We start from the raw sequence: 25,683 nt of genomic DNA, 5'->3' as shown, positions 1-25,683 counted from the left end.
AACCGGTGGCCGCGAGGACCGAGGAGAAGCCCATGTCCCTGACCGATCAGCCCCGCCGGCCCGCCACCGGACGCCCCCGCAGCGCCGGCGCCGAGGACGGCATCACCACCGCGGAGTACGCCGTCGGCACCGCCGCCGGGGCAGGCCTGGCCGGCCTGCTCTACAAGCTGCTGACCGGCGGCTTCGGCGACCAGCTGCTGCACACGCTCTTCGACCACGTGCTCGGTCTGCTGGGGATCGGGTGAGGTCCTCCCGGGACGACTCCGGCGCGGCGACCGCCGAGCTGGCCATGGCCCTGCCGCTGCTGCTGGCGGTGACGGTCGGGCTGGTGTGGCTGCTCTCGGTCGCCGCGGCCCAGCTCCGCGTCGTCGACGCGGCGCGGGAGTCGGCCCGGGCGGCGGCCCGTGGCGACGGCACGCAGGAGGCGGTGGCGCGCGGTCTGGAGGTGGCGCCGCCGGGCAGCAGCATCACCCTGACGACTGCCGGCGGCCGGGTGACGGCAGCCGCCGCGGGCAGCGTCTCCGGTCCGGGCGGGCTCTTCGGCTTCCTGCCCGCGGTGACGCTGCACGCGGAGGCGGTCGCCGCCGCCGAGCCGGTGTCGTGAACCGCTCCGAGCGGGGGTCGGTCAGCCTCGTCGTGGTGGCCTGCGTGGGGGTCCTGCTCCTGCTCGGTGCCGCGCTCGGCGTGGTGGGTGCGATGGTCCGCGCCCACCGCGCCGCGCAGGCCGCCGCCGACCTGGCGGCGCTCGCGGTCGCGTCCGCGGCGGGTGGCGCCGGCGACCCGTGCGCCGCCGGCGCCGGGATCGCCGCGGCCAACGGCGCCCGGCTGCTGTCCTGCGACCTCGAGGGGCGCACGGCGACGGTGCGGGTCGAGGTCCCCGGGCCGCACTGGCTGGGCCAGGACGCCGACCTGGGGGCCGAGGCGCGGGCCGGACCGGCGTGAGACCGAGGGGTGAGACGCGGTCTAGACCGCCGGCGCCCCGAGCAGGACGTCGAGGAGTCGCGCGGCCCCCGGCTTGTCGAGCGGGTTGTTCTGGTTGCCGCACTTGGGGGACTGGATGCACGAAGGGCAGCCGTCGACGCAGGCGCACGCCTCGATGGCGTCCCGGGTGGCGGTCAGCCACTCGCGGGCGGCGCGGAAGCCGCGCTCGGCGAAGCCGGCCCCGCCGGGGTGGCCGTCGTACACGAACACGGTGAGCTGCCCGGTGTCGGGATGCAGTGCGGTGGAGACGCCGCCGATGTCCCAGCGGTCGCAGGTCGCGAACAGCGGCAGCAGCCCGATCGAGCAGTGCTCGGCGGCGTGGGCCGCCCCCGGCAGGTCCTGCTCGGCCAACCCGGCCTCGGCCAGCACGTGCTCGGGCACCGTCCACCAGACCGCGCAGGTCCGCAGCGAGCGCTCGGGCAGGTCGAGCGGCTCCTCACCGATCACGTCGCCTCCCGGCTGGCGACGCTTGAGGAACGAGACGACCTGGTGGGAGACGTCGACGTCGCCGAAGGACAGCCGGCAGCCGGCCCAGTCGCGGTGCTCCCGCTCGGCCACGATCGTGATGTCGGTGATCTCGCGCGCCGAGGTGGAGTAGTCGGGGTCGGCGCGCTCGATCACCGCGACGTGCTCCTCGAGGTCCAGCGACGTCACCAGCCAGGTCTCGCCACGGTGGACGTAGACCGCGCCCTCGTGGGCGGTGCCGTGCGCGCTCGCGGCGTCGACCGTGCCCACGACCCGCCCGGTCTCCCCCTCGACCAGCTGGACCGGCGACCCGCCGGTCGAGCGGATGTCCGCGAGGTCGCAGGCGCGGCGCCGGTCGGTCCAGAACCAGCCCCGGGGCCGGCGCCGGAGCAGCCCCGCCTCGGTCAGGGCGTCGAGGACGTCGCGGGCCGTCGACCCGAACAGCGGCAGGTCGGCCTCGGTGAGCGGCCGCTCCTGCGCGGCGGCGCACAGGTGCGGCCCGAGCACGTGCGGGTTCGTCGGGTCGAAGACCGTCGACTCCACCGGCCGGCCGAGCAGCGCCTCGGGGTGCGTGACCAGGTAGGTGTCCAGCGGGTCGTCCCGGGCGACCAGGATGCCGAGCGCGTCCTGCGCGCCGCGACCGGCCCGGCCGACCTGCTGCCACAGGGCCGCCCGGGTGCCGGGGAAGCCGGCCATCAGCACCGCGTCGAGACCGCTGATGTCGATGCCGAGCTCGAGGGCGTTGGTGGCGGCGAGCCCCGTGAGGTCGCCGCCGCGCAGCGCCTGCTCGATGGCCCGGCGCTCCTCGGGCAGGTAGCCGCCGCGGTAGGACGCGACCTGGCCGGGCAGCGACGGGTCGACCTCGGCCAGCAGGTCGGCGGCGGTCATCGCGACCTGCTCGGCGCCGCGGCGGGACCGTACGAAGGCGAGGGTGCGGACCCCCTCGGCGACCAGGTCGGCCAGCAGGTCCGCGGTCTCCGACGAGGCGGCCCTGCGCACCGGGGCGCCGTTCTCCCCGGAGCCGGAGCTGAACGGCGGCTCCCACAGCGCCAGCGCGACCTCGCCGCGCGGAGAGGTGTCCTCGGTGACGGCCAGGACGTCGGCGCCGATCAGCCGGTGCGCCGCGACCTCGGGCTCGGCGACGGTCGCCGAGGCCAGCACGAACGTCGGGTCGGCGCCGTACGCCGCGCAGATCCGCCGCAGCCGGCGCAGCACGTGGGAGACGTGGGCGCCGAAGACCCCCCGGTAGTGGTGGCACTCGTCGACCACGACGTAGGTGAGCGAGCCGAGGAACGACGACCAGCGGGCGTGCGCGGGCAGCAGCGACCGGTGCAGCATGTCGGGGTTGGTGAGGACGTACTCCGCGTGGTCGCGGGCCCAGTCGCGCTGGTCGCGGCCGCTGTCGCCGTCGTGGGTGGTGACCCGGACGTCGAGGCCCAGGGAGCCGAGGCCGGCCAGCTGGTCCTGGGCGAGCGCCTTGGTGGGCGCGATGTAGAGCACGGTCGCGCCGCGCTGGCCCCGCGGGCCGCGGCCCGAGCGGATCGCCGTGAGGGCCGGCAGCTGGTAGGCCAGCGACTTGCCCGAGGCGGTGCCGGTCGCCAGCACGACGTGCCGCCCGGCGTGGGCGGCGTCCGCGGCGAGGACCTGGTGGCGCCACGGCCGGTCGACGCCCCGGGCGGTGAAGGCGTCGACGACGTCAGCGGCCGCCCACGCGGGCCACTCCTCGGTCGCCGCGACGCGCCGGGGGAGCAGCTCGAGGTGGGTCAGGCGCCCCTCGCGACCGGGGACGGCGGCCAGGCGGTCGACGAGCTGACCCATCCGTCGGGGCAGCAGATCGAGCGTGGATTCCACCTCCACAGTCTCGCAAATGGCTCCGACACTGGACGGGGCGCATGAACAGAGTCTTTACTTCTTTGTGCGGTTCGGGGGCGCTCGTGGTTACATTGTGCTGGCCGATTCTCGGAGCTGTGTGCCTCGACGATTCGGCTTCTGACAAACCAGTGCCTTCAGGGAGATGACGTGGACCTGACTCTTGCGACGCGCGACGTCGATGGGAAGACCATCGTTGCGGTCGGTGGGGAGATCGACGTCTACACCGCCCCGAAGCTTCGCGACAAGATCACCGAGCTCGTCGCCGCCGGCGTCTACGACATCGTGATCGACATGGAAGCCGTCGAGTTCCTCGACTCGACCGGGCTCGGCGTGCTGGTCGGTGGCCTGAAGAAGGTCCGCGCCCACGACGGGTCGCTGCAGCTGGTGTGCAACCAGGACCGGCTGCTCAAGATCTTCCGGATCACCGGCCTCGCGAAGGTCTTCGTGATCCACGAGTCGGCCGACGCCGCGCTCGCGGGCAACTGACCCAGCCGCTCTGACGCAGACTCGCTGACCCGGCCTCGCTGACGGCGAGGCTCCGCGGCCGTCCCCTGCTGGTCTGCCGCTGCGGCCTGCCCCGTCCCGGGCCCCTTCGCGCTGATCGCCGCCCTCCCCGGGCGGCCGCGTCCGCCTGCCCGCGCGCGCCGATGCGCGACGCGCCGTGTGGCGCGCGTCACACCTTCGTGCTCTGGAGCGGTCCTGCCTGCGTAGACTCCCCGACGATGTGAGACCTGAATCACTCCCTTGAGCTGGCAGGAGGAAACACATGACGGGGATCGATCCCTTCGTCGTGGACGTCTCCGGCGGAAACCTCGTCCTGGTCATCGTCGTCGCACTGATCGCGCTGGGCGCGCTCGCGATGGCGGCGATGTTCCGTCAGGAGGTCATGTCCGCCGGTGAGGGCACCGACAACATGAAGAACATCGCCCAGGCGGTGCAGGAGGGCGCGAGCGCCTACCTGACGCGGCAGTTCCGGACCCTCGCCATCTTCGCCGGCGTGGCGTTCTTCGCACTGCTCGCGCTGCCCGCCGACGACGCCACGGTCCGGATCTTCCGGTCGGTGTTCTTCCTGATCGGCGCCGGCTTCTCCGGCACGGTCGGCTACCTCGGGATGTCGCTCGCCGTCCGTGCCAACCTCCGGGTGGCCGCGGCGGCCAACGAGTCCGGTCGTGACCCGGCGATGAACATCGGCTTCCGGACCGGCGCGATGGTCGGCATGCTCACCGTCGGCCTGGGCCTGCTCGGCGCCAGCATCGTGGTCCTGCTCTTCCAGGACGAGGCGCCGAAGGTGCTCGAGGGCTTCGGCTTCGGTGCCGCGCTGCTCGCGATGTTCATGCGAGTCGGCGGCGGCATCTTCACCAAGGCCGCCGACGTGGGGGCCGACCTGGTCGGCAAGGTCGAGCAGAACATCCCCGAGGACGACCCGCGCAACGCCGCGACCATCGCCGACAACGTCGGCGACAACGTCGGCGACTGCGCCGGCATGGCGGCCGACCTCTTCGAGTCGTACGCCGTGACGCTGGTCGCCGCGCTGATCCTCGGGTCGCAGGCATTCGGCGACAAGGGCCTGGTGTTCCCGCTGCTGATCCCCGCGATCGGCGCGCTGACCGCGGTTGCGGGTGTCTACCTGTGCAAGCCCAGGCCGGGCGAGAACGGGCTGCGGACGATCAACCGCGCGTTCTACATCTCGGCCGGCATCGCCGCGGTGGCGTCCGTGCTGCTCTCGTTCGTCTACCTGCCCGGCAGCTTCGCCGACCTCGACAACACCAGCAGCATCGCCGGTGCCGACGGGGACCCGCGGGTGATCGCGGCGCTCGCCGTGGTCATCGGCATCGTGATGGCCGCCGGCATCCTCGCGCTGACCGGGTACTACACCGGCACCGAGCACCGTCCGGTCAAGGACGTCGGCAAGACCTCGCTGACCGGCGCGGCCACCGTGATCCTCTCCGGCCTCGCGGTCGGCTTCGAGTCGGCGGTCTACACCACCCTGGTCATCGGTGCCGCCGTGTTCGGTGCCTACCTGCTGGGTGGCGCGACGCTGACCGTCTCGCTGTTCGCGGTGGCCCTCGCGGGCACCGGTCTGCTGACCACCGTCGGCGTCATCGTCGCGATGGACACCTTCGGGCCGGTCTCGGACAACGCCCAGGGCATCGCCGAGATGTCCGGCGACGTCAGCCCCGCGGGCGCCCAGATCCTGACCGAGCTGGACGCGGTGGGCAACACCACCAAGGCGATCACCAAGGGGATCGCGATCGCGACCGCCGTGCTGGCCGCCACCGCGCTCTTCGGGTCCTACTCCACCTCGGTGTTCGAGGCGCTCGACAAGGCGAACCCGACGGCGGACGAGTTCTCGGCGGCCGACTTCTTCGTCTTCAACCCTGCGGTCCTGGTCGGGGTGCTGCTCGGCGCGGCGGTGGTCTTCATGTTCTCCGGTCTCGCCATCAACGCCGTCGGTCGCGCGGCCGGCGCCGTGGTGTACGAGGTGCGCCGCCAGTTCCGGGAGATCCCCGGGATCATGGAGGGCACCGGCCGGCCCGAGTACGGCAAGGTCGTCGACATCGTCACCAAGGACTCGCTGCGCGAGCTGGTGACGCCCGGCATCCTGGCCGTCCTCGCCCCGGTGGCGGTCGGCTTCGGCCTGGGCGTCACCGCGCTCGCGGGCTTCCTGGCCGGCGCGATCGGCGCCGGCACGCTGATGGCGGTCTTCCTGGCCAACTCCGGTGGCGCCTGGGACAACGCGAAGAAGCTCGTCGAGGACGGCCACCACGGCGGCAAGGGCTCCGAGGCGCACGCGGCCACGGTCATCGGTGACACCGTCGGCGACCCGTTCAAGGACACCGCCGGGCCGGCCATCAACCCGCTGATCAAGGTGATGAACCTGGTCTCGCTGCTGATCGCGAGTGCGGTCGTGTCGATGGGCGTGGGCAAGGACCAGAACGACCCCCTGCGCATCACCATCGCCCTCGTGGCGGTCGCGATCATCGCCGGCGCGGTCTACGTGTCCAAGCAGCGCGAGGTCGCGATCGGATCCGACTCCGGGACGCCCCCGCCGCCGCCCCCGCCCCCGACGGGCGCGGCCGACCAGGCCGGCACCACCCAGCCCCGGGCCTACGTGCCGGACACGCCGCCGCCCGCGGCGGACCCGGCGCCGACCCAGCGCTTCGAGCCGCCGGCGCAGTAGCCCACCACGCCGACCCGTCCGAGTCACTCGGGCGGGTCGGCGTCATTTCGGCCACCCTGGTCCGTCACGCCTCGTCCGGCACGTCGAGACGCCCGTCACATCGCCCGCCGGGCACACCCGCGGGTGGTGTGTCCGCGGCCGCGCGCCCCTACTGTCGAGCGGGTGACCAGCGATCTCCCCCAGCGGCTGCGCGCCGCTCTCGCCCTGGCCGGATTCACCTACGACGCCGTGGCCGAGACCCTCGGCCCCCTCGCCCACGACGCCCTGGGTCGCAACGAGACCACCCCGGGCCTGCGGGCCACCGGCGGGGGATCGCCCCTGGAGACGCTGATCCGGCTGTTCCTGCTGCAGGCCCCCGTGGAGCTGGCCGCGGCCGAGGCCGCGCTGCCCGGGCTGCTGGAGCGGATGGCCGCCGAGGGACTGGTCGAGCAGACGGTCGGCGAGGTCGCCGCCCGCATGGACGTTCGCCCCTATGCGACCGACGAGCTCGCCGGTGACCGTGACCTGTGGGTCGTCAGCGACCTCACCCCGGGGCTCGACGGCCAGCATGTCCGGGTCGGTGCCGACCACGTGCTCGGGATCAGCTCGGCGTCCACCTCGCTCGCGCAGCTGACCCTGCGCGACCCGGTGGGCACCGCGCTGGACCTCGGGACCGGCTGCGGCGTGCAGGCGCTGCACCTCGCGCGGCACAGCGACCGGGTGGTCGCGACCGACGTCAACGCGCGGGCGCTGTGGACCGCGCGCTTCAACGCCGCGCTCAACGGGGTCGAGGACCGGGTCGAGGTGCGGGACGGCTCGCTGTTCGAGCCGGTGCGGCACGAGGCCTTCGACCTGATCGCCACCAACCCACCGTTCGTGATCTCGCCGGCGACCGGCGAGCGCCTGGTCTACCGGGACTCGGGGTTGCCGGGAGACCGGGTCGTCGAGGACATCGTGCGGTTCGCGCCCCGGCACCTCACCGACGGCGGCTGGTGCCAGGTGCTCGCCAACTGGGTGATCTCCCGCGACCGGCCGTGGGACGACCGGCTGGCCACCTGGCTCACCGACGAGACCGACGCCTACGTGGTGCAGCGCGAGGTGCTCGACCCCGCGGCGTACGTCGAGCTCTGGCTCAAGGACGCCGGGCTGCACGGTGCCGTCGACTACCTGGTCCGCTACGACACGTGGCTGTCGTGGTTCGACGAGCAGGGCGTCGAGGGGATCGGCTTCGGCTGGCTGAACCTGCGCAAGCGCGGCTCCGGGCAGGCCGGCGCACCGGTGCGCGAGCTCCTCGAGTGGCCGTACGACGTGGAGCAGCCCATCGCGCCCGCGATCCGCGACTGGGCGGCGGCCTCGGGTGCCGAGGTCGGACCGGACTCGCGGCTGCTGGTCCGCCCGGACGTGCAGCAGGAGACGCTGGGCGCCCCGGGGGCCGAGGACCCGGAGGCCGTCGTGCTGCGCCAGCAGCGCGGGCTGCGCCGGGCCCGGCGCGTGGACACCGTCGAGGCGGCGCTGGTGGGTGCCTGCGACGGCGACCTGACCGTGGGGCAGATCCTCGACGCCCTGGCCCAGCTGCTCGACCTCGACCCGGCGGCCACCCGCACGACGTACCTGCCCACGGTGCGCGAGCTCGTCGCGGAGGGCTTCCTCGAGGCCTGACGCCGGTCAGGCGGCGTCGTCGGCCGCCTCCCGGGCCGCCACCGCCCGTCCGCGGAGCCGGACCAGCCGCTCCCGGGTCGGCGAGCTGAGCAGCTCGGGCCGGCCGAGCGGCTCGAGGTTGGGGATGCCCTCGGGACGCCACCACCGGGGGTTGTCGAGGTCGCGGAACCCGACCAGCGCCCGCCGGACGGTGCTGCCGTAGCCGGAGATCGCCGACGACAGGGCCAGCGCCTCCTGGACGCGGCCCATCCGCACGTCGCCCTGGGGGCGGTAGCTGCCGTTGGCCTTGCCGACCGCCCAGCAGATGCCGCCCGCCAGGTGCGCGGCGGTGCGGGCGTGGCGCACGACCTCGGGCTCCTCGGCCCACAGGCGCAGCAGCGCCCGCCGGAAGGCGGTCGCCATCTCGGGGTCGAAGCAGCGGGCGGCGACCGCGTCCAGCAGCTCGGCGGTGGCCTCGAGCCGGCTGCGGGAGGCCGCGTCGGGGGTCTCGGTCGGCAGGTCGCAGCCGTCGTCGGTCAGCGGCTCGACGGTCAGCGCCGCGACCGCCCCGGCACCGCCGCAGACGGACGCCAGCCAGTCGAGCACCCGCTGCCACGGGGGCGGCGGGGGCGGGCTCGGCTCCGGGCGGGCGAGCTCGCGGTCGAACCGGTCGGCGTGCACCTGCCAGCGGGTGCCGGTCACGGGCTCGGACCAGGTGTCGACGAGGCGCCCGTCGACGAGCACCAGGTGGGTCAGCCGGTCCAGGCCCGGGGCCTCGACGGGGTAGCCGGGGTCCCCCAGCCAGGGATGGTCGTACATGCGCTCCTCCGGGCGGTCGATGCGGTGTGGTGGCCCACGCTGGCACGTCCCGTGGACGCCCCGCAGAGCTCCTCCACAGGGGTGTCGTGGACGGTGGAGGGAATGCGATCTGTGCAGGACGCGCTACCGTGAGCGGCCGTGGGCCCCGCAACGGGGTCCGTGCAGCTGGTGAAGCAGGAGAAGGAAGCACACGTGGCACACAAGTTGGTGATCGTCGAGTCCCCGGCGAAGGCCCGCACGATCGGCGGGTACCTCGGGACGGGGTATGTCGTCGAGTCCTCCATCGGCCACATCCGTGACCTGCCGAACAACGCCGCGGACACCCCGGCCAAGATCAAGGACAAGCCGTGGGGGCGGCTCGCGGTCGACGTCGAGAACGGCTTCGAGCCCTACTACGTGGTCCCGCGCGACAAGAAGGCCCACATCACCAAGCTCAAGTCGCTGCTGAAGGACGCCGACGAGCTCTACCTCGCCACCGATGAGGACCGCGAGGGCGAGGCGATCGCCTGGCACCTCCTCGACGAGCTCAAGCCCAAGAACATCCCCGTGCACCGGATGGTGTTCCACGAGATCACCAAGCCGGCGATCCAGGCGGCGGTCGAGAACCCCCGCCAGATCAACGACGACCTCGTCGAGGCCCAGGAGGCGCGCCGGATCCTCGACCGGCTCTACGGCTACGAGGTCTCCCCGGTGCTGTGGAAGAAGGTCATGTCCGGCCTCTCGGCGGGCCGCGTGCAGTCGGTCGCGACCCGGCTGGTCGTCGACCGGGAGCGCGAGCGGATGCGGTTCCGGGTCGCGTCGTACTGGGACCTCGAGGGCACCTTCGACGCCGGCTCGAAGCACGAGCAGCGGATGTTCCCCGCCAAGCTGCACTCGGTCGACGGCGCCCGGGTCGCCCGCGGCTCCGACTTCGGCCCCGACGGCCTGCTCAAGGTCTCGACAAGCTCGACCAACGGGAAGAGCGTCGTCCACCTCGACCGGCCCCGCGCCGAGGGGCTGGCCGCGGCGCTCGAGGACACGACGTACGACGTCCGGTCGGTGGAGTCCAAGCCGTACCGGCGCTCGCCGTACGCGCCGTTCCGCACCACCACCCTCCAGCAGGAGGCGAGCCGCAAGCTCGGGATGGGCGCCTCGGTGACCATGTCGGTCGCCCAGCGGCTCTACGAGAACGGCTTCATCACCTACATGCGTACCGACTCCACGACCCTGTCCGACGCCGCCGTCGGCGCGGCCCGGTCGCAGGTGCGCGAGCTGTACGGCGCGGAGTACCTGCCCGACAGCCCCCGGACGTACGCCTCGAAGGTGAAGAACGCCCAGGAGGCGCACGAGGCGATCCGCCCCGCCGGCGACTCGTTCCGCACCCCCGCCCAGACCGGGCTCAAGGGGGAGCAGTTCCGGCTCTACGAGCTGATCTGGATGCGCACCGTCGCCTCGCAGATGAAGGACGCCGTCGGCCAGTCCGTGACGATCCGCCTCGGCGGTGCCGCGGCGACCGGTGAGGACGTGGTGTTCTCCGCCAGCGGTCGGGTCATCACCTTCCACGGCTTCCTGAAGGCCTACGTCGAGGGCACCGACGACGCCTCGGCGGCCAAGGACGACCAGGAGACCCGGCTGCCCGCCCTCGAGCAGGGCGACGCGGTGTCCGCGGCCTCGGTCTCGGCGTCCGGCCACGAGACCAAGCCCCCGGCCCGCTACACCGAGGCGACGCTGATCAAGGAGCTCGAGGACCGGGAGATCGGCCGGCCCTCGACGTACGCCTCGATCATCGGCACGATCCTCAACCGCGGCTACGTCTACAAGAAGGGCACTGCGCTGGTCCCGGCGTGGCTGGCGTTCTCGGTGACCCGGCTGCTCGAGGAGCACTTCCCGCGCCAGGTCTCCTACGAGTTCACCGCCAGCATGGAGGACGTGCTCGACGAGATCGCGGCGGGCCGCAAGGACCGAAACACCGAGCTCGGCGAGTTCTACTACGGCACCGGCGACATCGCGGGGCTCCACACCCTGGTCAACGAGCTGGGCGAGATCGACGCCCGCGAGCTGGCGACGTTCCCCGTCGGTGGCGAGGGCTCCGGGATCCAGCTCCGGGTCGGGCGCTACGGCCCCTACCTCGAGGGCCCGGACGAGGACGGTACGCCGTTCGGTCGCCGCGCCAACGTGCCCGACGACCTGCCGCCGGACGAGCTGACGGTCGAGAAGGCGAAGGAGCTGCTGGCCAACCCGGCCGGCGAGGAGATCGAGCTCGGCAGCCACCCCGAGACCGGCCTGCGGGTGGTGGCGAAGAACGGCCGCTTCGGCCCGTACGTCACCGAGGAGCTGCCGGAGGACGCGCCGAAGTCTGCGAAGCCGCGCACCGGCTCGCTCTTCAAGTCGATGTCGCTGGACACGATCACCCTCGACGACGCGGTCAAGCTGCTGTCCCTGCCCCGCGTGGTCGGGGCCGACGAGGCGGGCGAGGAGATCACCGCCCAGAACGGCCGCTACGGGCCGTACCTGAAGAAGGGCACCGACTCCCGGTCGCTGACCTCGGAGGAGCAGCTGCTCACGATCACCCTCGACGAGGCGCTCAAGATCTATGCCCAGCCCAAGCAGCGCGGCCGTGCCGCCGCGACGGCGCCGCTGAAGGAGCTCGGCAACGACCCGGTCTCCGGGCAGCCGGTGGTGGTCAAGGCGGGTCGTTTCGGCGAGTACGTCACCGACGGCGAGTACAACGCCACCCTCCGCAAGGAGGACACTGTCGAGGCGATCACGATCGAGCGGGCGGCCGAGCTGCTCGCCGAGCGGCGCGCCAAGGGCCCGGCGAAGAAGTCGGCCAAGAAGGGCGCGAAGAAGGCTCCGGCGAAGAAGACCGCCAAGAAGTCCACCGCGAAGAAGACGACTGCGAAGAAGTCGACGAAGAAGGCCGCGGCCAAGAAGTCCTGAGGCCGCCGTGGCGGCCAGGCGGCAGGGCGGTTCGGGCGGGAACGGCCGTTCCTGAGCGCGCGGGCCGGCGCGGGATCGGCGAACTGCCCGGGCCAATGGCCGGCTTCGGCGCCCGGCATCGCATACTTCGGCACGTGCACCGCCGAGGTCCGGCGCGAGCCCCACAGCGAGTGCTGGACCCACAACTGAGCCGGCGTCGGTCCTGCCGCCTAGGGTGTACGCCGTGAGCATCGGCCCCGGCGTCTACGCACCCACCGGCGTCTTCGTGTGCTTCGAGGGGGGTGAGGGGTCCGGCAAGTCGACCCAGTCCCGGCTGTTGCGCGAGTGGCTCGAGGCCGAGGGGTACGCCGTGGTGCTGACCTTCGAGCCCGGTGACACCGAGGTCGGCCGCCAGCTGCGGCGGATCGTGCTCAGCCCGGAGACCGGCGAGCTGTCCGACCGCACCGAGGCGCTGCTCTACGCCGCCGACAAGGCCGAGCACGTCGACACCGTCGTGCAGCCGGCCCTGGACCGGGGCGAGGTGGTGCTGACCGATCGCTACGTCGACTCCACGCTGGCCTACCAGGGGGCCGGACGGTCCCTGGCCGTCGCCGAGGTCGAGCAGGTGGCGCGCTGGGCCACCCACGACCTGCGGCCGCACCTGACCGTCGTGCTCGACCTCGCGCCCGAGCACGGGCTGGGCCGGTTCGAGGAGCGGGACCGGATCGAGGGCGAGTCGGTGGAGTTCCACGAGCGGGTGCGGGCGGCGTTCCTCGCGATGGCCGCCGCCGACCCCGAGCACTACCTGGTCCTCGACGCGCGCCTGCCGGTGGAGGAGATCGCCGCCGAGATCCGCGCCGAGCTGACGCCGCTGCTCGAGCGCGCGGTGCGCGGGGTGAGCCAGCCGTGACGGTCTGGGACGGGCTGGTCGGTCAGCGCGCCGCCATCGAGGCGCTGCGCGGCGCGGCCGGCGGCCACGGGATGAGCCACTCCTGGCTGTTCACCGGCCCGCCCGGCTCCGGGCGCTCCAACGCCGCCATCGCCTTCGCCGCCGCCCTGCAGTGCGAGCGGGCCGGCTGCGGGGAGTGCCACGAGTGCCACACCGCGCTCGCCGGCTCCCACGCCGACGTCTCGCTGATCCGCACCGAGAAGCTCTCCATCGGCGTCGACGAGGTCCGTGACCTGGTCCGCCGGGCCGCGCTGGCCCCGGTCGGACGCCGCTGGCAGATCCTGATCGTGGAGGACGCCGACCGGCTCACCGACCAGGCCTGCAACGCGCTGCTCAAGGCCATCGAGGAGCCCACCGACCGGACCGTGTGGATGCTGTGCGCCCCGACGGTCGACGACGTGCTGCCGACGATCCGGTCCCGCTGCCGGCTGGTCACGCTCACCACGCCGACCGCCGACGACGTCGCCGCGTTCCTGACCCGCGACGACGGGGTGCCCGACGCGCTCGCGTCGTACGCCGCCCGCGCCAGCCAGGGCCACATCGGTCGCGCCCGGGCGCTGGCCCGCGACGAGGCCACCCGCAACCGGCGCCGCGAGGTCGTGTCGATCCCGGCGCGGCTGCACTCGCTGCGCGACTGCATGACGGCCGCGGCCAACCTCAACGAGGTGACAAAGGAGGAGGCGGACCTGATCACCGGCGAGCTCGACGCCCGGGAGCGGGCCGACCTCGACGCCTCGTACGGCGTGGTCGAGCGCGGGCGCCGCCCCCGCGAGTACGCCCCCGCCCTCTCCGTCCTGGAGAAGGGGCAGAAGACCCGTGCCAAGCGGCGCCACCTCGACGTGGTCGACCGGGGGCTGATGGACCTGGTCTCGGTCTACCGCGACGCGATCGCGCTGGCCTCGGGGGCGCCCGGGCGGCTGGTCAACGAGGAGATCCGCGGCGACATCGACCAGCTCGTGCGCACCTCCACCCCCGAGCTGAACCTGCGCCGGATCTCGTGGATCTTCGAGGCCCGCGAGCAGATGCTCGAGTTCAACGTCCCCGTCGCGCTTGCGCTGGAGTCGATGATGGTGGCACTCAAGGTCCCGGAGGGGAGTGGCAGGTGAAGCAGGTCCTGGTCGCCGTCGTGGTGATCGCGTTGGTGGCCACCGGCCTGGGTGCCGTCGCCCTCGCGGTGCTCGCCGGCCAGGACGACACCCCCGCCTCGACGCCTCCGGTCGCCCCCACCACCACGCCGGAGCCGTCCGCGACCGTGCCACCGAGCCGCGGCCTGGCGCGGTACTACTCCCAGTCGCTGGACTGGTCGTCGTGCCAGGGTGACTTCCTCTGCGCGAAGCTGACCGTGCCGCTGGACTACCGGCACCCGGGTGGCGAGACGATCGACCTGGCGCTGCTCAAGGTGCCGGCAGGCGACCCCGGCGCCCGGATCGGCTCGCTGGTGGTCAACCCCGGCGGTCCCGGCGCCCCCGGCACGCAGTACGCCGCACAGGCGGCGCAGGTGTTCGGCCAGCCGCTCCTCGACCGGTACGACGTCGTAGGGTTCGACCCGCGGGGCACCGGTGCCAGCGACCCGGTGGACTGCCTGAGCGACGCCCAGCTCGACGACTACATCGCCATGGACCCCGATCCCGACACCGCCGCCGAGCGCAGCAGCTACATGGGCTGGGTCGGTACCCTGGGTCGCGGCTGCGCCGACCGCTCCGGCGACCTCGCGGCCCACGTCACCACCGTCGAGGCGGCGCGCGACATGGACGTGCTGCGGGCGGCGCTCGGTGAGTCGACGATGACCTACTTCGGCGCGTCGTACGGCACCAAGCTCGGCGCGACGTACGCCGACCTGTTCCCCGACGAGGTCGGCCGGATGGTGCTCGACGGCGCGGTGGACCTGTCGATCGGCCCCCGGGAGCTGGCCCTGGAGCAGGCGGGTGGGTTCGAGACCGCGCTGCGCGCCTATGTCCAGAACTGCCTCGACGAGACCGACAGCTGCTTCCTCGGCGACACCGTGGACGAGGGGCTGCAGACCATCTCGACGTTCCTCGCCGGGGTGGACGCCAAGCCCCTCCCGACCAGCCTGGACCGCGACCTGGAGGTCGGCAACGCCTTCTACGGCATCGTGGCGCCGCTCTACAACCGTGACTACTGGTACATCCTCTCCGCCGCCCTCAAGCAGGGCCTGGCCGGCGACGGGTCCACGCTGCTGCAGCTCTCGGACCTCTACAGCTCGCGGGGCGAGAACGGGTACACCGACAACAGCGCCGAGGCGCTCTACGCCATCAGCTGCCTGGACGACCCGTACGCGATCGCCGCCTCCCAGGTCGCCGCCAACCTGCCCGACTTCGAGCGCGCCTCACCGACGTTCGGCGCCGTCTTCGCCTGGGGGCTCACCGGCTGCGGCGGGGTGCGGGCGACGTCGACTGTCCAGCCCCGCGACGTCCGCGCGAAGGGCGCCGCGCCGATCGTGGTGATCGGCACCACCCGCGACCCGGCCACGCCGATGAAGTGGGCCGAGGACCTGGCCGACCAGCTCGACTCCGGGGTCCTGGTCCGCCGCGACGGCGACGGGCACACCGGCTACCACGCCGGCAACGAGTGCGTGGACCGGGCGGTCGAGGGCTACCTGGTCGACGGCGCCGTGCCGGAGGACGGCCTGTCCTGCTGATCAGCGCGGGTTCACGGGCTCGGCGATCGCCTGGATCCGGGCGGTGGCGAGCTCGATCATCAGCCGGGCAGCAGGGGAGAGCGTGGCGCCGGCCCGGTGCACGATCGCGAAGGTGTCGTACTGCCGTGGCCGCAGGGAGACCCAGCCGGCCTCCGGGGCGAGCCGCGGGAGCAGCTGGAGCGCTGCCCCCTTGGGGATCACCGAGTCGGCGTACCCCATGCCGACGAGCTCGACCGCGGTCTCGATGTCCTCGACCTCGATCCGGGTCTGGGGGTTGCGCCCGGTCTCGTGGAGCATCTGGCGCAGCGTCTGGCGGGTGGAGTCCTCGGCGCGGTAGGTCGTCTCCGGCATCACCAGCGAGGCCTGGGACAGGCGATGCGCGGTGACCGGTGACGACAGTCGCGTCCGGTCGGTGCTGATGTAGACGAGCTCCTCGCGTGCCACCGGGGTGACGACCATGCCCTCGCTGGCCACGGTGGAGACCGCCAGCATGGCCGCTTCCAGCCGGCCGCGGCGCAGGTCCTCGGCCACCTCGGTGGAGTTCTGTCCGACCAGCTCCACCCGTACGCCGGGGTGGCGGGCCAGCACGTCGCCGATGAGCCCCGCGCCGGCGTACAGCCGGGCGATGCCGAACATCCCGAACCGGATCGTGCCGGTCTCCAGGGCCACCACGCTCTGCACCGCGCGCCGCGCCTCCTCGGCCGCCGCGACGGTCCGCTCGGCGTGCGGACGCAGCGAGTCGGCCACCGTGGTGGCCACGACACCGCGCCCGACCCGGCGGAAGAGGGTCGTCCCGAGCGACTTCTCCAGGGCCCGGATCTGCTCGGAGACCGACGGCTGCGCGTAGCCGAGCTCCTCGGCGGCCGCCGTGATCGAGCCGTGCTCGTAGATCGCGAGGAACAGCCGCAGCTGATGCAGGGAAAGCATCGGGAACTCCTTGAGTAACTATCGGAAAGAGAGGCTACCCCTATGCCTTGCGATCGCACACCATGGTGGTGCACCCGTCTGCCGTCCCACCGAGAGGGAGGTCATCATGTTCGACCACCACTGCACCGCCTGCGACAAGCGCCAGCTGATCTTCCCCAGCCAGATCACGGCGATGACCAACACCGAGCAGGGGATCGTCGTGTCCTTCACCTGCTGGTGCGGGAACGCGCAGACGATGGTCACCGGCCGCGCCGCTGCGCGGTCCGAGAAGGTCACCCTGGCGGCCTGACCGCCACCCCTCCGGGCGACGTGGGCGCCGGTTTCGCGACCGGGCGGAGACGTCCGTATACTTCCCCGGGTTGCCCGGACAGGCCTCGCGCCGAGCCGGGCAGCGCGCCGCCTTAGCTCAGTCGGTAGAGCGATTCACTCGTAATGAATAGGTCGTCGGTTCGATTCCGACAGGCGGCTCCACGAAAGGCGTGGGGCGTCACCACCAGTCCGAGCGTTACGGCCCGGCGGTCCCCAGCACTCGGCGAAGACTCTGGGCGCGGACGCGCAGCCTCTCGGCGTGCCGACGCCACTCGGCTGAGACCTTGCCTTCGGTCAAGGCCGCCAAGGAGTCCGCAAGGCCCGACGCCTCCGCCCACAGGTCCGCCGCACGGCACACCACCGGCCGAGGAGCCCGAACCTCCGTCCCGAGTCCCCGCCTCAATGCCGCGTCGATGAAGTCCTGGAGCCTCCCGCACTCGGCGGCCTCCTGCTCGCGACCACCGTGTGCGAACACCCACGAGGCAAGCCCGGCCGCAGTCAGCGATGGCCCCACGACCTGAGGGGGCAGCACGATGGCCGGGTCGACCGTCACGGCTGGCCGGCCCGCCAGGGGCCGCGGACGTAGTCGACGTAGCGGGACTCGGCGGCCGTGATCCGGACGGGTCGGGCGCTGTGGTTGAGCAGCATGGTGGTGGCGCCGGCGCGCGCGGCGGCCCTCAGGCGACGCAGGGCAGCCTTCGTGCCGCCGATGTTGGTCAACGTCTTCACGTTGACCTCGATGCCGGCCTCGGCTGCGGCGGCGAGAACCCCGCGGTAGGTGGCAGGCCGCTCGAACGCCGTGCCGCCCTTGACCTCCCACTCAATGCCCGGCACCCCGATCCGGGCGGCCTCTCGCACCATCTCCTCCATCGTCGAGATCCGGTAGGGAACCGGATCGGTCGACCGGAGCCGCCGCACCTCGGGCAGGGTCAGGTCGGCGAAGGCCGCGTCGGGGTCGATCCGGCCCGCCGGGTCGGTGAAGTGGTCGGCTCCGATGTGCGGCCAGTGGGTGGCGAGCGGGATGCGGTGACGCCGAGCGGTGTCCCAGCAGTAGTTGGAGTCGATGTCGATCCAGGTGCCGGCCCGGGCCGCCAACCGCAGCCCCCGGAACGAGTTCTGGAGTCGGTAGGGCTGGTTCTCGTGGAAGGCGCCTCGCGACGGGGCAACCTGCGTCCGGACGGATGTGCCCCCCGGCTCGTGGGCCGCCAGGCCGACGTCGCACCCGGTGAGAGCACCGGCGAGCAGGAGAGACACGGCGAGAAGTCGCACGTGGTCATTCATACCGTGCTCCGGCCGACGCCTCGGCCTCGCGGACCGCAGGCACGCCGCTCAGTACCGGTCCTGCGCCTCCAGCCACTCCCGGGCCTGCTTCTCGACCAGGAGCGGCACGAAGTCACGGATGGTGGCCGCGGCCAGCTGGGCCGCGCTCTCGGTGACGGCGTGCGTGATGACGTCGGCCGGCAGGTGCTGGAAACGGGCCCCGAGACGCCGGGTGACCTGATCGAGCTGCTCGCGCTCGCCATTGGCGTCCATGGTCCACGGTCGCGTCGTCGCCGATGGCCTGCCAAGGGACCGTTCTACTCAGTGCGGCAGTCCGATGGTCACTCGGAGCCGACCGAGTCGAACACCTCGATCCGCCCCGCGTGCCGCACCCGGACCGACCCGGCGTACCCGTCGACCAGGCCGACCACGACGTCGTACCCCTCCCCGGAGGTGGTGCGCAGCCGGAGCCGCCACGAGCCGGTCGCGAGGTGGTGCTCCTCGGTGCTGAGCGACAGCGCGTCCGCGTCCAGGGCGTACGCCGTCGCAGTGGCGGTGCGGGCCCGCTGGACCGCCGCGTCCCGGGAGGCGGGCACCGGGCCGGGCCGGCCGACCAGCTCGAGCAGGTCCCGGAAGGCCTGGACCACGCCGTCGAGCGGCGCCTCCGAGGTGGCGGCCGTCGGGGTCCCCGTGGTGACCAGGAGCCCGATCTCCAGCGCCCCCGGGCTCGGGCCCCAGCTCGTGTGCCACCGGTGCTCGTGGATCGAGTAGTGCCGCGGGGTCTCGGCGCCGGCGTACACCACGGGTTCGAGGGCGGCGAGCGCGCGCGCCTCGTCGAAGGCGCCCTGGGCGACCAGCCCCGGCACCGGGACGTCGAGCAGGAACTGCTGGTACGCCGGGCCGTCGGGGCGGGCGCGGTAGCCGACCTGCACCCGCAGCCGGTGCACCCGCCCGAGCGTGAGCAACGGGCGGGTGGTCGGCTCGTCGACCGCGTCGGTGGCCATGCACCCAGCGTTGGACCCACGGGGTGACCGGTCAAGGGCCCGGCGTCACTGCGGCAGTCACTGGGGCAGTCACTGGGGCAGGATGTTGATCACCCGGGAGAGCACCAGCCCGATCACGGAGACCGAGATCAGCGCCTGGACCGCCATCAGTGCCTTGGCACGATGGGTCAGCGGCATGGCGTCGGTGGGGCTGAAGGCCATGACGTTGGTGAACGCGACGTACAGGTGGTCGGGGAACCGTGGTTGCCAGCCCGGCGGTGCCAAGCCGTCGGTGCCGGTCTGCGGGAACTGGAAGTCGGGGTGGGGCCGGTCCGCAGCGAGGCGACCGTCGGGTCCGCCGCCGTCGATCTGCCAGTAGAACAGCCCGAAGGTGACGATGTTCGTCGCGAGCACGATGCCTGCGCCGATGAGCAGCTGGGTGACGGTGGCGGGCTCCTGGTCGGCAGGGGTGCTGCGCAGGATCACCACGAGCAGCCGCACCGCCGCGGCCGTGTTCGCCGCGATGAGGACGGCGCTCAGGCTCAGCACCAGCGGCCGGGCCGCGCGCGGGACCGGGCCGCGCCGCGCGGCCACCGCCAGCAGCACGACGGCGACGGAGGCCTCGATCACGGGCACGAGCAGCGGTGGTCCCTCCCGCATGCTCGCCGGCACCAGGACCTGCGGGAGGATCACCAGGACCAGCGCCACCAGCGGCCAGGCGTAGCTCTCCGGGGCTCGCGCTGCCGGCTGGTCGCCGGCCGGGGCGCCGGCGCCGGTCTCCTGGTCCATGCCCCATGATCCGTCAGATGCCCGGCCTCGGATAGATTCCGGCCCGGCGCCCGCGTGCGCGCCGTCCCCCGAACCGATCCTCGAGGTGAGTCTTGCCTGCCCCGGCACCTGCCCGCCCGGACGGGCGCCTGGTGTGGCCCGACCTCGCCAAGGGCCTCTGCATCCTGCTGGTGGTGCTGCACCACGCGACCACCAAGCACTACGCCGGCCTCGTGCCCGCCGAGCTGGCGGTCGTCGGTGACGCGTGGGTGGGTTTCAGCCACCTGGTCAAGCCGATCCGGATGCCGCTCTTCTTCCTCATCAGCGGCCTCTTCGCCTCCGGCGCCCTGCACCGCCCCTGGCGTCGGGTGGTGCGCCGCGTGGCCGGCCCGTACTACCTCTACGTCGTGTGGCTGCTGCTGCTGGGCGTGGCCTTCTCGGTCGAGCGCTCGCTGCCGATGAACCGGACCCAGGACCTGGGCGAGCTCGCGCTCGACCTGGTGTTCGCCTCGACCGGGTTGTGGTTCCTGTACGCGCTGGCGGTCTACTTCGTGCTCGCCAAGCTGCTGGTCCGGGTCCGCACCACCACGGTGCTGGCGGGCGCGGCCGCCGGGTCCGCACTGGCGCTCGCGGTCCCGCCGGAGGAGGTGAACCGGATGTCGGTGCTGGTGAACTTCGTGTTCTTCCTCGCCGGCAGCCGACGCCCCGACCTGCTCCGGGCCTCGGCCGGGTTCGACCGGCGCCGGCTGCTGCCGGCGCTCGGGGTGGCGTACGCCGTGCTGGCGGCGCTGCTGGCCGCCACCGGCGCCCCGCGCCCCTGGGACCTGCTGCTCAGCGCCGTCGGCGTGCCCGCGGCCGTCCTCGGCTCGGTGGCGCTGTCCCGCCGGCCCGCGGTGGCCGGGCCGCTGGCCTGGCTGGGCCGGCGCACCCTCCCGGTCTACGTCCTGCACATGCCGGTGCTGGCGCTGGTCCACCACACCGTCACCACGCTCGACGCCGAGACCGTTCCGGGACTGCTGATGGCGGTCGCGGGCTACCCGTTGCTGGTGACGGCGCTGGTGGCCGCGGCCTGCCTGGGCCTGCACGCGGTGCTGCTGCGGGCCCGGATGGGGTTCCTCTTCGAGCTGCCGCACCGCCCCCGGGTCGAGGCGGCGGGTGGGTCAGCGAGCGGCCGCGACGTCGTACACGTCTGAGCCCGCGGCCGGCACGATGGGCGACACCTGCGCGGCGGTCGCCGCGTCGAGGCGCCGCTGCTGGGTGGCCGCCAGGAGGACGGCCAGGCCCGTCACCGTCACGGTGAACCCGAACGCCGCGGTGTGGCCGTGCGCGTCCGCGAGCCGGCCGGCGATGCTCGAGCCGAGGGCGTACCCGACCCCGGTCGCGCTGGCCAGCACGGTCATGGCCGCGCCGGTGCGCGCGGGCGGCACGATCCGCTCGCCGAGGCTGAAGACGCCGATCATGTACGGCGCGACGGCGAGGCCGAGCACGAGGACCGTGACCGTGAGGAAGGCCAGGGAGTCGGCGAGCAGCAGCGGCCACGAGAAGGCGAACAGGGCGACCGCGGCCACCAGGATCCGTCGCTGCTGGCCGATCCGCTCGGGCACGAAGGCGGTCGCGAGGCCGGCCACGGCGCTGCCGACCCCCAGCACGGCGTGGACCAGGCCGGCGGCGCCGGGCTGGCCGACCGCGGTGGCCAGGGCGGTCGCCCCGGTCTGGGTGGCGCCGAAGAGGGATCCGATGGCCAGCTGGGCGAGCAGCAGCACGGCGAAGGCCGCGGTGAGCAGTCGCCCGCCGGTCGTCGCGCCGCCGGGCGTGGGCACGTGGCGCCCGGACGGGTGGAGCGCGAACGCGCTGCCGAAGACGGCCAGCAGCACCGCCGCGGTCACCAGTCCGCCCGAGGGCGAGAGCGCGACCGCCGCGACGCCGACCACGGCCGGGCCGACGGCGAACGACGCCTCGTCGGCGGCGCCCTCGTAGGAGTACGCCGCGTCGACCAGCCGCCGCTGCTGGGCGCCGGTCCCGGCGGTCAGCGGCCGCCAGCGGACCCGGGCCAGCGGGCCGATCTGGGGGAGGGCGAGGCCGGCCAGCGCGGCGACCGCGACCAGGGCCGCGTCGGCGGCGTGCAGCTGGACGAGGAGCACCACGGCGGCCAGTCCGGCGGCGCCGGCCAGGGACTGGACCAGCACCACGGGCCGCTGGCCGATCCGGTCTGCGAGGGAGCCGGCGACGGGGGCGCTCACGGCGTTCGCGACGGCGAGGGCGCCGGCGGCGAGGCCGCCCACGGCGTACCGGCCGGTCGCGCTCGAGACCAGGAGCAGGGTGCCGAGCTGGCTCATCGCCAGCGGCAGCCGGCCCACGAAGGCGGTGAGGACGTACGCCGGGCCGGCGAGCTCGAGCAGGCGGCGGTACGAGGTGAGGGGTGACACGGAAAGTGCCTTTCGGGTGCGTCTGTACGACGCGCCGAACCCACCTCCAAGACGCGTGAAACCCTCTACGCGGCCAGAATACCGCGCGAGCGGACGGCTACGCGCCCTCCGGAGCGGTGGGCGGCACCTGCAGGTCGACGAGCAGCTCGGGTGCCGGCGGCTCGCGCAGCACGCTGATCTCGCCGTTGCGCTCGAGGATGACGCAGGCAACCTGCTCGGTCGCGGTGACGCCGGCGAGCCGCAGCTGCTGGCGCATCTCGCCGGGACTGACCCGCGCGCGTCGCATGGCGTCGGGCAGCAGCTCCCCCTGCCAGGCCAGGACGACGGGCGCGCGCCCGAGCCACCGGCCGAACGGCGTGCGGTGCTGCAGCGCCGTGACCGTGCGATGGGTCAGCAGCAGGGTCACCAGGCCGAGCAGCCCCGTCGCCAGGGACGGCACGGCGAGCAGCGCCGTACGGCCGACCAGCGCGCCGACGGCCATCACCGAGGCCAGGTCGACGATCGACAGGGTGGCCACGGTGCGCTGGCCCAGCAGCCGGAGCAGCAGCACGAAGGCCAGGTAGACCACGACCGTCGCGATGACGACCTGGAAGGCGGTGGAGGGCGTCGTGGTCAGCTCGTCGAACATCCCGGCTGTGTCGTCCCTCAGTGCACCGTGATGGCGACGACGGTGCGGTCGTCGTCACCCGGCTCGGGCAGCTGCGAGAGCAGGCGGTCCACCCACAGCTCGAGGCCGAGGTCGAGTGGCCCGTTGCCGGCGGTCCGGGCCAGCAGGTCCAGGCTCTCGAACAGGTCGGTCCCGCGACGCTCGACCAGGCCGTCGGTGAACAGCAGCAGCGTGGTGCCCGCCGGCACCTCGACCGCGGTGGCCACGGCGGTCCCGGACCCGAGGCCCAGCACGGGTCGGGCGACCAGCCGCAGCGGGACCTCCGGGTCCGGAGGCAGCAGCAGCGGGGCCGGGTGCCCGGCGCTCGCCACCTCGACCACGCGGGTACGTCGGTCCACCACCGCGATCAGGGCTGAGGCGATCTGGTCACCGAGCAGCTCCGACATGAACCGGTCGAGCTGGTCGAGGCTGGTGCCCACCTCGTGGCCGGCGAAGAGGTAGGCGCGCAGCGCGGCCCGGACCTGGGTCATGGCCGCCACGGCGGACACACCGTGCCCGGCGACGTCCCCGATCACGAACGCCACCCGGTGCTCGTCGAGCTCGAGCCAGTCCCACCAGTCGCCCCCGAGCGGGTAGGTCGCCGCGGAGCTGTAGCGCACGGCGATCTCGAGGCCGTCCAGCTGGGGCGGGCCGTCGGCGAGGACGCTGCGCTGGAGCGACTCGGCCACCTCGATCTGGTCCCGCGAACCCTTCAGCAGCAGGCCATTGATGCGGCTGCGCAGCTCGCGCGCCGCCTCCACGTCCTCCTCGTCCCACGGGCGGCTCCGGCCCCGGACCGTCTCGCGCCACTTGTCGAACGACTTGCGCGGCGAGAGCCGGATGGAGCCGTCCTCGGAGGCCGCGAGCTGCTTGTTGTGCGGGTCGCCGCCCCAGTCGACGGACTGCTCCAGCTCGGAGCGGAACCACACCAGCCAGCGGTCGGGGAGCGTGCCGATCGCGAGGGCGCCCGCCGGCAGGCCGGCGCGGTCCGTCAGCGCCGGGTCCAGCTCGGCGAGCCGGTCGGTGTGCCCCACCGACCCGTCCTCCGGGCCGAGCAGGCGCTGGGCGACGAGCGCCTGCACCGCGGGGTCCGGCACGTCGCCCAGCGAACGCTGCGTGCCGTCGTACGACAGCGCGACACCGGAGGCGGCCATCAGCGTCAGCAGCTCGGGGTCCTCGAGGAGCGAGTCCAGGAGCGGCCGGTGCGTGGCGGCGGCCCGGCCCGCGATCCGGCCCAGCGTCGCCGACCGCTGCAGGGCACGCTCCCGGGCGTCACCGCGGGCGCGGTCGGCGATCTGCTGGGAGGCGACCTGGCCGAGGAACTCCGCCGCGGCACGGGCGTCCTGGCTGGGTCGGTGCGGGCCCGAGTAGTGGTGGCAGGCGATGAGGCCCCACAGCTCGCCGTCGATCACGAGCGAGATCGACATCGACGCCGTGACGCCCATGTTCTGGAGGTACTCCAGATGGATCGGCGAGACGCTGCGCAGGGTCGAGAACGACAGGTCCAGCGGCGCCCCGGTGCCCGGGTCGAGCACCGGCTCCAGCGGCACCGGCGCGTAGTCGACGTCCGCGATCAGCCTTGTCCAGTTGACGGTGTAGAGGCGGCGCGCCTGCGCGGGGATGTCCGAGGCGGGGTAGTGCAGCCCGAGGAACGGGTTCAGGTCCGGGCGACGCTCCTCGGCGATGACCTCGCCGTTCCAGTCGCGGTCGAAGCGGTAGACCATCACCCGGTCGAAGCCGGTCATCTCACCGACCTCGCGGGCCAGCTGCTCGGCGAGGTCGGACACCGACGTCTGGGCGGAGAGCCGGCCCATCGCGGCGCGGGCGGACTGGTAGCTGAGCAGCACCGAGCGCGGCCGCCCCAGGGACTCGATCTCGACCACGAGCCGGGCGCCGGACCGGTGCAGGCTCACGTCCACCTCGACGCCGGCGAGGGAGCCGGCCAGCGACCCGGGCAGGAACGCGATCAGCGGCTCGTGGAATGCGCCCTCCGCCGCGCGGCGCCGGACCTGGGCCGCCAGGTCCGGGCCGAGCACCTCACCGAGGCGGGTGCCGTGGGCCCGGTCCGCGGAGATCCCCAGCAGCTCGTGGCAGTTGGCGGAGGCGATGGCGATGGCGAGGCTGTCCGGGTCCACGGCGAGGAGCACGCCGTGCGGCTGGATGGCCCCGGGCACGTGGATCGGCTCAGCCTCGCAGTTGGTGAGGTCGACCGGCCCGTAGGCGGGCGTGTGCCCTGCATGCGATGGTGCCGTCATGACCCTCCTGTGAGCAGCCGGCGCACTGCCGGTCCAACATCCCAGCCTATGGCCCCCGCCGCGCGGTGCGCTCACCTTTCGGGGTGGTGGGCGGCCCCGCGTCCCTCCAGCCTAGGCTGGAGGGATGCTTGACCGGACCTTCCAGGCCGAGTTCTCCGACGGGACGCTGCGTGTGCGCGGCGAGGTCGACGACTACGGCATCATCGCCCTGCGCAACCTGCTCGCCGAGCACGGCACGACCCCTGGTGGCCAGGTGGTCGTGGACCTGAGCGAGGTCGACTACCTCCCCAGCGTCGGTGTCGGCGTCCTGACCAAGGCGCTCGGTGCCGCGCACCGGGTCGGCGCGGAGATCGTGCTGGTCGCGCGCCGCGGCACCATCGCGCAGCGCGTGCTGATGGTCTGTGCGCTGCCGTTCCGCGAGTCGCTGGACGACGACGGCGGGGAGCCAGACACCGACCTGCCGGCCTGACCCGGTCGCCGGGTCAGACGCTATGGCGTGGACCGCACGTCTTCGGTGAGCGTGGGCTCCGCGTGGTTCATCCCTCGATAGTTCATGGTCAAGCCGGCGTGCGGGCCGGCGTCAACGTCGTTCATGCTCGCTGCGCTGCGCGTGCTCCACGTTGACCCCGGTCCCACCCGTCGGTTGCTGAGCATCGATCGAGGGATGA

23 protein-coding genes and 1 tRNA gene are annotated in these 25,683 nt (G+C 73.3%); 14 read left to right on the top strand and 10 right to left on the bottom strand.

Annotated features, from left to right (window positions below):
* Window positions 1-32 precede the first annotated feature (32 nt).
* Genes ABD268_RS04130 through ABD268_RS04120 form a run of 3 tightly spaced genes read left to right on the top strand, consistent with a single transcriptional unit; the run spans window position 33 to window position 942 of the window.
* A complete protein-coding gene (locus ABD268_RS04130; protein WP_344148031.1) occupies window positions 33-245 on the top strand; it encodes a DUF4244 domain-containing protein in 213 nt (70 codons plus the stop codon).
* Window positions 242-604: a TadE family type IV pilus minor pilin gene (locus ABD268_RS04125; protein ID WP_344148028.1), complete on the top strand. Its 363-nt coding sequence runs from the start codon at window positions 242-244 to the stop codon at window positions 602-604. The genes ABD268_RS04130 and ABD268_RS04125 overlap by 4 nt, the downstream gene beginning before the upstream one ends.
* Window positions 601-942, top strand: a complete 342-nt coding sequence (locus ABD268_RS04120; protein WP_344148025.1) for an Rv3654c family TadE-like protein — start codon at window positions 601-603, stop codon at window positions 940-942. The genes ABD268_RS04125 and ABD268_RS04120 overlap by 4 nt, the downstream gene beginning before the upstream one ends.
* Before the next feature lie 21 nt (window positions 943-963).
* Here ABD268_RS04120 and ABD268_RS04115 read toward each other — a convergent pair whose 3' ends face one another.
* The gene (locus ABD268_RS04115; protein WP_425573675.1) at window positions 964-3,297 is read right to left on the bottom strand and encodes a DEAD/DEAH box helicase; all 2,334 of its coding nucleotides are present in this window, start codon (window positions 3,295-3,297) and stop codon (window positions 964-966) included.
* A 168-nt stretch (window positions 3,298-3,465) separates the two neighbouring features.
* Here ABD268_RS04115 and ABD268_RS04110 point away from each other — a divergent pair, with 168 nt between their 5' ends.
* The 3 genes from ABD268_RS04110 to ABD268_RS04100 all read left to right on the top strand — a co-directional run bounded on the left by ABD268_RS04110 (window position 3,466) and on the right by ABD268_RS04100 (window position 8,137).
* Window positions 3,466-3,804 (top strand): anti-sigma factor antagonist, encoded by a 339-nt coding sequence (locus ABD268_RS04110; protein ID WP_344148022.1) that lies wholly within the window; start codon window positions 3,466-3,468, stop codon window positions 3,802-3,804.
* 280 nt (window positions 3,805-4,084) lie between these two features.
* The gene (locus ABD268_RS04105) at window positions 4,085-6,499 is read left to right on the top strand and encodes a sodium-translocating pyrophosphatase (protein WP_344148019.1); all 2,415 of its coding nucleotides are present in this window, start codon (window positions 4,085-4,087) and stop codon (window positions 6,497-6,499) included.
* Between the two features lie 162 nt (window positions 6,500-6,661).
* Window positions 6,662-8,137: a DUF7059 domain-containing protein gene (locus ABD268_RS04100; RefSeq protein ID WP_344148016.1), complete on the top strand. Its 1,476-nt coding sequence runs from the start codon at window positions 6,662-6,664 to the stop codon at window positions 8,135-8,137.
* Between the two features lie 6 nt (window positions 8,138-8,143).
* Here ABD268_RS04100 and ABD268_RS04095 read toward each other — a convergent pair whose 3' ends face one another.
* Window positions 8,144-8,935 carry a hypothetical protein gene (locus ABD268_RS04095; protein WP_344148013.1) on the bottom strand — a complete coding sequence of 264 codons (792 nt, stop codon included), beginning with the start codon at window positions 8,933-8,935 and terminating at the stop codon, window positions 8,144-8,146.
* A 192-nt stretch (window positions 8,936-9,127) separates the two neighbouring features.
* Between ABD268_RS04095 and topA the strand changes: the two genes are divergently transcribed.
* The 4 genes from topA to ABD268_RS04075 all read left to right on the top strand — a co-directional run bounded on the left by topA (window position 9,128) and on the right by ABD268_RS04075 (window position 15,441).
* Window positions 9,128-11,854 carry a type I DNA topoisomerase gene (gene topA, locus ABD268_RS04090; protein ID WP_344148010.1) on the top strand — a complete coding sequence of 909 codons (2,727 nt, stop codon included), beginning with the start codon at window positions 9,128-9,130 and terminating at the stop codon, window positions 11,852-11,854.
* Between the two features lie 223 nt (window positions 11,855-12,077).
* Window positions 12,078-12,743 (top strand): dTMP kinase, encoded by a 666-nt coding sequence (gene tmk, locus ABD268_RS04085; protein ID WP_344148007.1) that lies wholly within the window; start codon window positions 12,078-12,080, stop codon window positions 12,741-12,743.
* Complete coding sequence (locus ABD268_RS04080; RefSeq protein ID WP_344148004.1) at window positions 12,740-13,888, top strand: DNA polymerase III subunit delta'; 1,149 nt, start codon at window positions 12,740-12,742, stop codon at window positions 13,886-13,888. The genes tmk and ABD268_RS04080 overlap by 4 nt, the downstream gene beginning before the upstream one ends.
* The gene (locus ABD268_RS04075; protein ID WP_344148001.1) at window positions 13,885-15,441 is read left to right on the top strand and encodes an alpha/beta hydrolase; all 1,557 of its coding nucleotides are present in this window, start codon (window positions 13,885-13,887) and stop codon (window positions 15,439-15,441) included. Before ABD268_RS04080 ends, ABD268_RS04075 begins: the two co-directional genes overlap by 4 nt.
* Here the strand turns inward: ABD268_RS04075 and ABD268_RS04070 are convergent, their stop codons facing one another.
* A complete protein-coding gene (locus ABD268_RS04070) occupies window positions 15,442-16,368 on the bottom strand; it encodes a LysR family transcriptional regulator (protein WP_344147999.1) in 927 nt (308 codons plus the stop codon). It lies immediately after the preceding gene.
* 106 nt (window positions 16,369-16,474) lie between these two features.
* On the opposite strand from ABD268_RS04070, the gene ABD268_RS04065 reads away from it, so the two are divergent.
* Window positions 16,475-16,657: a hypothetical protein gene (locus tag ABD268_RS04065; RefSeq protein ID WP_344147997.1), complete on the top strand. Its 183-nt coding sequence runs from the start codon at window positions 16,475-16,477 to the stop codon at window positions 16,655-16,657.
* A 106-nt stretch (window positions 16,658-16,763) separates the two neighbouring features.
* Window positions 16,764-16,839 (top strand) — tRNA-Thr (locus tag ABD268_RS04060).
* 387 nt (window positions 16,840-17,226) lie between these two features.
* On the opposite strand, the gene ABD268_RS04055 is transcribed toward ABD268_RS04060, so the two are convergent.
* The 4 genes from ABD268_RS04055 to ABD268_RS04040 all read right to left on the bottom strand — a co-directional run bounded on the left by ABD268_RS04055 (window position 17,227) and on the right by ABD268_RS04040 (window position 19,709).
* Entirely contained in the window at window positions 17,227-17,931 is a 705-nt protein-coding gene (locus ABD268_RS04055; RefSeq protein ID WP_344147994.1) for a hypothetical protein, read from the bottom strand.
* 75 nt (window positions 17,932-18,006) lie between these two features.
* The gene (locus tag ABD268_RS04050) at window positions 18,007-18,210 is read right to left on the bottom strand and encodes a three-helix bundle dimerization domain-containing protein (RefSeq protein WP_344147991.1); all 204 of its coding nucleotides are present in this window, start codon (window positions 18,208-18,210) and stop codon (window positions 18,007-18,009) included.
* Between the two features lie 68 nt (window positions 18,211-18,278).
* A complete protein-coding gene (locus ABD268_RS04045) occupies window positions 18,279-18,941 on the bottom strand; it encodes a hypothetical protein (protein WP_344147988.1) in 663 nt (220 codons plus the stop codon).
* Window positions 18,942-19,010: 69 nt separating this feature from the next.
* A complete protein-coding gene (locus tag ABD268_RS04040; RefSeq protein ID WP_344147985.1) occupies window positions 19,011-19,709 on the bottom strand; it encodes a hypothetical protein in 699 nt (232 codons plus the stop codon).
* A gap of 131 nt (window positions 19,710-19,840) precedes the next feature.
* Here ABD268_RS04040 and ABD268_RS04035 point away from each other — a divergent pair, with 131 nt between their 5' ends.
* The gene (locus ABD268_RS04035; protein WP_344147982.1) at window positions 19,841-20,881 is read left to right on the top strand and encodes an acyltransferase family protein; all 1,041 of its coding nucleotides are present in this window, start codon (window positions 19,841-19,843) and stop codon (window positions 20,879-20,881) included.
* Here the strand turns inward: ABD268_RS04035 and ABD268_RS04030 are convergent.
* The 3 genes from ABD268_RS04030 to ABD268_RS04020 all read right to left on the bottom strand — a co-directional run bounded on the left by ABD268_RS04030 (window position 20,849) and on the right by ABD268_RS04020 (window position 25,015).
* Complete coding sequence (locus ABD268_RS04030; protein ID WP_344147979.1) at window positions 20,849-22,114, bottom strand: MFS transporter; 1,266 nt, start codon at window positions 22,112-22,114, stop codon at window positions 20,849-20,851. The two genes, ABD268_RS04035 and ABD268_RS04030, sit on opposite strands and share 33 nt — an antisense overlap.
* A gap of 97 nt (window positions 22,115-22,211) precedes the next feature.
* The gene (locus ABD268_RS04025) at window positions 22,212-22,742 is read right to left on the bottom strand and encodes a DUF421 domain-containing protein (RefSeq protein WP_344147976.1); all 531 of its coding nucleotides are present in this window, start codon (window positions 22,740-22,742) and stop codon (window positions 22,212-22,214) included.
* A 17-nt stretch (window positions 22,743-22,759) separates the two neighbouring features.
* Complete coding sequence (locus ABD268_RS04020; protein ID WP_344147973.1) at window positions 22,760-25,015, bottom strand: SpoIIE family protein phosphatase; 2,256 nt, start codon at window positions 25,013-25,015, stop codon at window positions 22,760-22,762.
* Between the two features lie 124 nt (window positions 25,016-25,139).
* Here ABD268_RS04020 and ABD268_RS04015 point away from each other — a divergent pair, with 124 nt between their 5' ends.
* Entirely contained in the window at window positions 25,140-25,484 is a 345-nt protein-coding gene (locus ABD268_RS04015) for an STAS domain-containing protein (protein ID WP_344147970.1), read from the top strand.
* Window positions 25,485-25,683 lie beyond the last annotated feature (199 nt).

This window comes from Nocardioides koreensis (genome assembly GCF_039531775.1).
Lineage (GTDB): Bacteria > Actinomycetota > Actinomycetes > Propionibacteriales > Nocardioidaceae > Nocardioides > Nocardioides koreensis.
The sequence above is the reverse complement of the archived record's forward strand: the minus strand, read 5'-3'. Positions and strand labels throughout refer to the sequence as shown.

Bases quoted from the DNA above. Each gene is read 5' to 3' on its own strand.
- ABD268_RS04130 (WP_344148031.1), top strand. From the start codon at position 33: ATGTCCCTGACCGATCAGCCCCGCCGGCCCGCCACCGGACGCCCCCGC.
- ABD268_RS04105 (WP_344148019.1), top strand. From the start codon at position 4,085: ATGACGGGGATCGATCCCTTCGTCGTGGACGTCTCCGGCGGAAACCTC.
- ABD268_RS04095 (WP_344148013.1), bottom strand. From the start codon at position 8,935: ATGTACGACCATCCCTGGCTGGGGGACCCCGGCTACCCCGTCGAGGCC.
- ABD268_RS04070 (WP_344147999.1), bottom strand. From the start codon at position 16,368: ATGCTTTCCCTGCATCAGCTGCGGCTGTTCCTCGCGATCTACGAGCAC.
- ABD268_RS04065 (WP_344147997.1), top strand. From the start codon at position 16,475: ATGTTCGACCACCACTGCACCGCCTGCGACAAGCGCCAGCTGATCTTC.
- ABD268_RS04050 (WP_344147991.1), bottom strand. From the start codon at position 18,210: ATGGACGCCAATGGCGAGCGCGAGCAGCTCGATCAGGTCACCCGGCGT.
- ABD268_RS04045 (WP_344147988.1), bottom strand. From the start codon at position 18,941: ATGGCCACCGACGCGGTCGACGAGCCGACCACCCGCCCGTTGCTCACG.
- ABD268_RS04040 (WP_344147985.1), bottom strand. From the start codon at position 19,709: ATGGACCAGGAGACCGGCGCCGGCGCCCCGGCCGGCGACCAGCCGGCA.
- ABD268_RS04025 (WP_344147976.1), bottom strand. From the start codon at position 22,742: ATGTTCGACGAGCTGACCACGACGCCCTCCACCGCCTTCCAGGTCGTC.
- ABD268_RS04020 (WP_344147973.1), bottom strand. From the start codon at position 25,015: ATGACGGCACCATCGCATGCAGGGCACACGCCCGCCTACGGGCCGGTC.
- ABD268_RS04015 (WP_344147970.1), top strand. From the start codon at position 25,140: ATGCTTGACCGGACCTTCCAGGCCGAGTTCTCCGACGGGACGCTGCGT.